This is a genomic window from Rhodoglobus aureus (genome assembly GCF_039527955.1).
In the GTDB taxonomy this organism is placed as follows: domain Bacteria; phylum Actinomycetota; class Actinomycetes; order Actinomycetales; family Microbacteriaceae; genus Rhodoglobus; species Rhodoglobus aureus.
The window spans coordinates 23,141-29,582 of sequence record NZ_BAAAKW010000063.1 but is presented as its reverse complement, the minus strand read 5'-3'; the positions used below and the strand labels follow the sequence as shown (position 1 = coordinate 29,582).

Annotated in this window: 7 protein-coding genes; 6 read left to right on the top strand and 1 reads right to left on the bottom strand. The window is 60.2% G+C overall.

The window, feature by feature from the left end; all coding sequences use genetic code 11:
• Positions 1–153: 153 nt before the first annotated feature.
• From ABD112_RS12745 to ABD112_RS12735, 3 genes are all read left to right on the top strand, one after another.
• On the top strand, positions 154–930 hold the full coding sequence (locus ABD112_RS12745) for a biotin--[acetyl-CoA-carboxylase] ligase (RefSeq protein WP_343926416.1): 777 nt from the start codon (positions 154–156) through the stop codon (positions 928–930).
• 3 nt (positions 931–933) lie between these two features.
• A complete protein-coding gene (locus ABD112_RS12740; protein ID WP_343926414.1) occupies positions 934–1,476 on the top strand; it encodes a PH domain-containing protein in 543 nt (180 codons plus the stop codon).
• An 88-nt stretch (positions 1,477–1,564) separates the two neighbouring features.
• On the top strand, positions 1,565–2,866 hold the full coding sequence (locus tag ABD112_RS12735) for a UDP-glucose dehydrogenase family protein (protein WP_343926412.1): 1,302 nt from the start codon (positions 1,565–1,567) through the stop codon (positions 2,864–2,866).
• Here ABD112_RS12735 and ABD112_RS12730 read toward each other — a convergent pair.
• Positions 2,765–3,328, bottom strand: a complete 564-nt coding sequence (locus ABD112_RS12730) for a GtrA family protein (protein WP_343926410.1) — start codon at positions 3,326–3,328, stop codon at positions 2,765–2,767. The genes ABD112_RS12735 and ABD112_RS12730 overlap by 102 nt on opposite strands.
• A 103-nt stretch (positions 3,329–3,431) precedes the next feature.
• Here ABD112_RS12730 and ABD112_RS12725 point away from each other — a divergent pair, with 103 nt between their 5' ends.
• The 3 genes from ABD112_RS12725 to ABD112_RS12715 are packed head-to-tail and all read left to right on the top strand — an operon-like array spanning position 3,432 to position 6,417.
• Positions 3,432–4,550, top strand: a complete 1,119-nt coding sequence (locus ABD112_RS12725) for a 5-(carboxyamino)imidazole ribonucleotide synthase (protein ID WP_343926408.1) — start codon at positions 3,432–3,434, stop codon at positions 4,548–4,550.
• An 8-nt stretch (positions 4,551–4,558) separates the two neighbouring features.
• Positions 4,559–5,062, top strand: coding sequence for a 5-(carboxyamino)imidazole ribonucleotide mutase (gene purE / locus ABD112_RS12720; protein WP_343926406.1), 504 nt, complete (start codon positions 4,559–4,561; stop codon positions 5,060–5,062).
• 47 nt (positions 5,063–5,109) lie between these two features.
• Positions 5,110–6,417: an LCP family protein gene (locus ABD112_RS12715; protein ID WP_343926404.1), complete on the top strand. Its 1,308-nt coding sequence runs from the start codon at positions 5,110–5,112 to the stop codon at positions 6,415–6,417.
• Positions 6,418–6,442: the final 25 nt, after the last annotated feature.

The window sequence follows — 6,442 nt, the reverse complement described above, 5'->3', positions numbered from 1 at the left end:
TGACGACCAGCAAGAAAGGACCAGCAGCCAGACCATCCTCGCGCGCACTCTCAAATGATTCCACGAATCAATCCTCGCGCGCATCTTGACATGATTCCTCGGGGCATCTACGCAGACCGCCGGCGCGTGCTCTTTTGCATCTACGCTGAAGTGATGCACCTTCCATTGAGCGCCGCCGTTCTCCCCCTGCTTGAGCACCTCGATGAGGTCGGATCGACCAATCAAGAATTGATGGCGCGAGCGGCACGCGGCGAAGCGCAGCACCTCTCTGCTCTGATCACAACAAATCAGACTGCAGGTCGCGGCCGACTGGGCCGAGAGTGGATCGCGCCCCCGGGCAAGACATTCGCTGTCTCAGTGCTGCTGGCGCCCGCAGAGGCATCCATTGGATCATTGGCGTGGATGCCGCTTCTCGGCGGTCTGGCAATGGCTCGAGCCGTGCGCAGTCTGGTGAACGATCGCGAGGTCACCCTGAAGTGGCCGAACGACGTTCAGATTGAAGGCCTAAAGGTTTCTGGGCTGCTCTCAGAACTTGTGGCGGACGGCTCGGGTGTGATCGTCGGTGCGGGGTTGAACCTCACCATTGAGCGCGACGAACTGCCGACATCCGTATCGACGTCTTTGCTGCTAGAGGGTGCTGATCCCGGTGTTGATCTGGTGCTCAGCAGCTACCTGACGCAACTTACTGGCCTTTATGAGCAGTACCTTGGCGGCGAGCTCGATGCTGTGCGCAGTGGAATTGCGGATGCTGTGCGTGCTGAATGCGGAACGATCGGTCGGCGCGTTCGAGTTGAGCTTCCTGGCGGTGGACGCATTTTCGGCACTGCCGAAACTGTCGACGACCAGGGGCAGTTGGTCGTGAAGGACGACGCGAACGGCAGCTTGCAGCACGTCGCGGCAGGGGACGTCACTCACCTGCGGTATGAATGAGCTATGCCAAATGAGCCAGTGAGCGTTCAACGCGAGGCGATTGTCGCCCGTGTTCGCTCGCACGCGCGTGCGCTGATCTTTCCCGGCATCATTTTGGTGGCGACCGCAGCAGCCCTCGGCTACTTCTTTGGCAGCTTCGCAGAAGATTGGCAGAACCTTGCCCTCCTCACTGCGGGCCTCCTGCTCATCGTGGTTGCGTGGTTTTTGCCGTTCTTTGCGTGGCTCGCCAGAAACTACACAATCACCACACGACGGGTAGTTCTGTCGAGCGGGGTGTTCGTTCGCATCAGGCAAGAACTGTTGCATAGCCGTGGTTATGACGTGACGGTGCGCCAAAATTGGGTGCAGCGGATGTTCGGCAGCGGCGACCTCTTGATCAACGCCGGTCACGACTACCCGGTGATTTTGCGCGACATCCCCTCCGTGTCGATCACTCAAGCGGCACTGCACGACCTGATGGAGAACAACCAAAATGTTGTCTCGATGAGGCGGCAGCGTGACGAGTCTCAGGCCGCAGACGAGACCACGGTGTGGGGAACTCGTTAGGACCGTTGCCCTCAGAGGGATTGCTTTCTTGGCGCTGGATCGGCCGCACACTACTTTCTGTCCACTCTGATCAGATAGGGTGCGCAGCGTGAAGATCTCAGTTGTCGGATGTGGTTACCTCGGTGCCGTTCATGCATCCTCGCTCGCAAAACTTGGTCACGATGTTGTTGGCATCGACATCGACCAGGCAAAAGTTGACCTCTTGTCATCGGCCAACGCCCCGTTCTATGAGCCTGGGTTGCCAGAACTCCTGAGCGAAACTCTCGTGGCGGGCAAGCTAGCTTTCAGCACCGACATGAGCCTCGCACGAGGTGCAACCGTGCACTTTATCGCGGTCGGCACTCCTCAACAAGAAGGCTCAAACGCGGTAGATCTCACTGCGGTCGAGTCTGCATTCGACGGAATTGTTGCTCACCTTTCACCGGGCGATGTCGTTGTCGGAAAATCGACGGTGCCAGTGGGGACGGCTGAGCACCTCGCCGCACGCATCGAGGCGGTTGGCGCGCATTTGGCGTGGAATCCAGAGTTTCTGCGCGAAGGCTATGCGGTGAAAGACACCATCAGCCCCGATCGCCTCGTCTATGGGGTGCGTCCCGGCGACGACCACTCGGTCGCCGTGCTTGACGAGGTGTACGCCACAGTGCTCGCTCAAGGTATCCCGCGCGTGATCACTGATTACGCCACTTCTGAGCTTGTCAAGGTCGCAGCCAATGCTTTCTTGGCCACCAAGATCTCATTCATCAACGCTATGGCAGAGGTTGCGGAAGTTACGGGCGCCGATGTCACCCAGCTTGCGGATGCGATTGGTTACGACCAGCGCATCGGTCGCCGATTTCTGAATGCTGGCCTCGGTTTCGGCGGTGGCTGCCTGCCCAAAGACATCCGTGGATTCATGGCGCGTGCTTCGGAGCTTGGTGCCGGGGATGCACTGAACTTCCTCGGTGAAGTCGATGCGATAAACCTCCGTCGACGCGAACGCATGGTCGACCTGTGTCGCGAAGTGCTCGGCGGAACCATCGAAGGGGCAAAGATCGCGGTGCTCGGGCTTGCATTCAAGCCAGACTCTGATGACGTGCGCGATTCCCCGGCACTCGATGTCGCAGCACGCCTGGCTGAGTTGGGTGGGCACGTTCGGGCGACCGATCCGCAGGCAATTGAAACGTCGCGCCGGCTGCGCCCCGAACTCGACTACGTCGCTAGCGCCGAGGAAGCGGCCCGCGATGCTGATGTTGTTCTGGTGCTCACCGAGTGGCGAGAGTACCGCGACATCGATCCGAACGAACTCGGCTCAGTCGTTTCGGTGCGCGCGATCCTCGACGGTCGAAACTGCTTGAACCCGGTGCAGTGGCGTGAAGCCGGCTGGACCTATCGCGCGTTGGGTCGCCCCTAACACCACGTCGGCAGCGGTGTGTTCGGCAGCTAGTACGCCACGGCTCGGGTTAAAGACCCACCAGCGGTAGAGGGCGAAACGGAAGAAGGCGCCGAGAGCGAGGCCAACAACGTTGGTGGCGATGTTGTCGGCCAGCAACGATGTATAGCCGAGTACGTAGTGAGACACCCACAGGCACAACACGCCGATTGCCATTCCGGCAACGCTGACGATGGCAAACTCGATGCCTTCGCGAGCGGCCCCGGCGCGCCCTGCAGTTGCAAAAGTCCAGCGACGGTTGCCGACCCAGTTTGCGCCTATTGCCAAAGTCGTCGAGATGATCTTGGCGATCACCGGTCCTTCGTGAAGAACGTCGGGTGAGAGAATTGTGATCCGCAACAGGTTGAATACTGCGACATCGATCACGAGCCCGCCGAGCCCCACTACGCCGAAACGCAGAAATTGGCTGAGCAGCTTTCGCATGTGATCTCCGCAGTAGACAAGAATGGGGCAGGGCGGTTCGAAGTCTAACCCGCCAAGCTAGGCCCGAAACTGGGCATCATCTTAGACAGTGCAGGAGTCACTAGTGCCACCGATCGTGGGCGTAATTGGCGGAGGCCAGCTGGCCAGAATGATGATCCCGCGCGCAATCGAGCTCGGTATTGAGCTTCGCGTGCTTGCCGAGAGCGAGGGAATGTCTGCGAAGCTGGCGGCGACTGCCGTCGGCAATTACACGGATGCCGACACCGTTCTCGCTTTTGCCCGCGATGTCGACGTCATCACTTTCGATCACGAGCACGTGCCTCAGGGGGTGCTGGCTCAGCTCGTCGAGGCTGGAGTTTCTGTGCATCCGGGCCCCGCACCCTTAGCGGTTGCGCAAGACAAGATTCTGATGCGTCAGGAGTTGACCCGTCTTGGACTACCCGTACCCGAGTGGGCGAGTGTGTCGACGCCGGCCGAGCTTGACGAATTCTTGGCCGCAAACGGTGGACGAGTGATCGTCAAAACTCCTCGGGGCGGTTACGACGGCAAAGGCGTTCGCGTGGTCTCAGCCGCAAGCGATGTTGCGGACTGGTTCGAGGCAGGCAACCCTCTCTTGGTCGAAGAACTCGTGTCGTTTACTCGTGAACTCGCACAATTAGCCGCCCGCAGCCCGAGTGGCGAAGTCGCATTGTGGCCCCTCGTTGAGTCGATTCAGCAAGACGGCGTCTGCGCCGAAGTGATCGCACCCGCACCGTCGTTGACTGGATCACTTGCGGATGCCGCAGCCACTATCGCGCGCACTGTCGTCGACGAACTGGGTGTCACTGGCGTACTCGCCGTGGAACTCTTCGAAACCTCCGACGGACGCCTACTCATCAACGAACTCGCGATGCGTCCCCACAACAGCGGGCATTGGACAATGGATGGCGCGGTCACGAGCCAATTCGAACAACACTTGCGTGCCGTGCTCGATCTTCCCCTCGGCGCGACGGATGCGCGCTCGCCGTGGACGGTCATGATCAATGTTCTCGGGGGACCAGCATCCGGAACAATCGCCGACCGCTACCCCGCAGCTTTCGCGAACCAACCGACGGCGAAGTTTCACGAGTATGGCAAAGCGCCCCGCCCCGGCCGCAAGGTCGGACACGTCAATGTGAGCGGCGACGACCTCGATGACGTGGTGTACCGCGCGCGTGCCGCAGCAGCAATTCTGAAGGATTGACACCTACCATGGGTTCCGTGACTCAACCGCAAGTAGCCGTCGTAATGGGATCAGACTCTGACTGGAACGTCATGGTCGAGGCATCCGCTGCGCTCAAAGATTTTGGTATCGCCCACGAAGTCAACGTGGTTTCTGCGCATCGCAGTGCCGAGAAGATGATCGCGTTCGGCAAAGAAGCGGCCGGTCGCGGCATCCGGGTCATCATTGCTGGGGCGGGTGGCGCTGCTCATTTGCCCGGGATGCTGGCTTCTGTGACGACGCTTCCCGTTATTGGTGTTCCGGTTCCGCTCTCTCGCCTCGACGGCCTGGATTCGCTGTTGTCGATTGTGCAGATGCCCGCAGGTATCCCTGTTGCGACGGTATCGATCGGCGGAGCGCGCAATGCGGGAATCTTGGCAGCCCGGATTCTCGGGTCAGGGGATGCCGAACTCACCCAAAAACTTGCCGAATACGCGGCGCAACTTGAAGCGCTCGTTGACGACAAAAACGCCGCACTGAACGCGAGCCTGTGAGCGCAGCGAGTTCCATCCGTCAGCCGGCAGATCGGTCGCCGGAGACGATGACGAAACGCGCGTGGTGGCTGCTTGGCCTCAACGTGCTCATTCCTGGCTCGGCTCAACTCCTCGCCGGCAACCGAAAGCTTGGCCGCTTCGGCGTCGTCGTAAGCTTTCTGTTCCTCCTGATCGTGGCCACCAGCGTCGTACTCTCCGTCGCCGCACCAACGGTGCTGCTTACCGTGGGCAGCAGCACGTTGGGGCTCTGGGCGATTGCGCTCATCTTGGCCTTCTACGCGGTTCTGTGGCTCATTCTTACCGTCAATGCCTGGTCACTCGCCAACCTTGGGCGCGCTACGCCCGTTGGTCGCTCCGTCGTTGCGGCGTTCAGCGCGATCGTTCTCGTCGTCGTGGCAGGCACCGCTGGCTATGGTGCCTACATCGCGACGACCGCCAATTCGTTCCTCAGCGACGTCTTCATCGCTGCGCCAACCAAAGAACCCATCGACGGGCGCTACAACATCCTGCTTCTCGGTGGGGACGCCGGAGTCGATCGTGATGGGCTGCGACCCGACAGCATCACCGTGGCGAGTATTGATGCTGAAACGGGCGAGGCAGTCCTAATCGGCCTTCCGCGCGACATCCAGCTCGCGCCCTTCGTCGAAGGGTCGCCGCTTGCGGACATATACCCTGACGGCTATGGATCATACGGTTGCGCCGTTGACGTGTGCATGCTCAACTCCGTCTACACCGAGGTTGAGCTCAAAACTCCAGAGCTCTACCCAGACGCAGTAGCCAACGGCAGCGCGCCCGGAATCGAGGCCATGCGCGATGCCGTTGAAGGCATTACGGGGCTCGGCATCCAGTACTACGCGCTCATCGACATGCAGGGATTCTCAGACCTGATTGATTCGCTTGGTGGCGTCACAATTAATGCCGAAGAAGCTGTGCCGATTCACGCGGATGCCGAATTCACGATCGTCGCGGAATGGATTCCCGCGGGCGTGCAGGTTATGGATGGTTACCACGCCCTCTGGTATGCACGCTCGAGGCACGACACGAGCGACTACGACCGTATGGCGCGTCAGCGTCAACTGCAGCAGGCGGTCATTGAGCAGTTCACGCCGTCTAATGTGCTGACCAAGGTTCAGGCCATCGCCGCCGCCAGCTCGAAAGTCGTGACAACCGATATTCCGCAGGGGAGCCTCGGGTACTTCGTGAATCTCGCTTCCAAGACTCGAGCATTGCCGATTGGCTCGCTTGAGCTGGTTCCGGCGAATGATGTCGTGCCCGAGAACCCAGACTTCGGCTACGTTCGCCAGCTCGTAGCCGGAGTCACAGCGCCCACAGTCGTAGACGACAACACCGAATAACCAGCGCCGAATAGCCAGCACCCGT

What these genes read in the sequence shown, in the direction of transcription:
- ABD112_RS12730 (WP_343926410.1), bottom strand. Translation starts at nt 3,328, where the DNA reads ATGCGAAAGCTGCTCAGCCAATTTCTGCGTTTCGGCGTAGTGGGGCTC.
- ABD112_RS12745 (WP_343926416.1), top strand. Translation starts at nt 154, where the DNA reads ATGCACCTTCCATTGAGCGCCGCCGTTCTCCCCCTGCTTGAGCACCTC.
- ABD112_RS12740 (WP_343926414.1), top strand. Translation starts at nt 934, where the DNA reads ATGCCAAATGAGCCAGTGAGCGTTCAACGCGAGGCGATTGTCGCCCGT.
- purE (WP_343926406.1), top strand. Translation starts at nt 4,559, where the DNA reads ATGGGTTCCGTGACTCAACCGCAAGTAGCCGTCGTAATGGGATCAGAC.
- ABD112_RS12715 (WP_343926404.1), top strand. Translation starts at nt 5,110, where the DNA reads ATGACGAAACGCGCGTGGTGGCTGCTTGGCCTCAACGTGCTCATTCCT.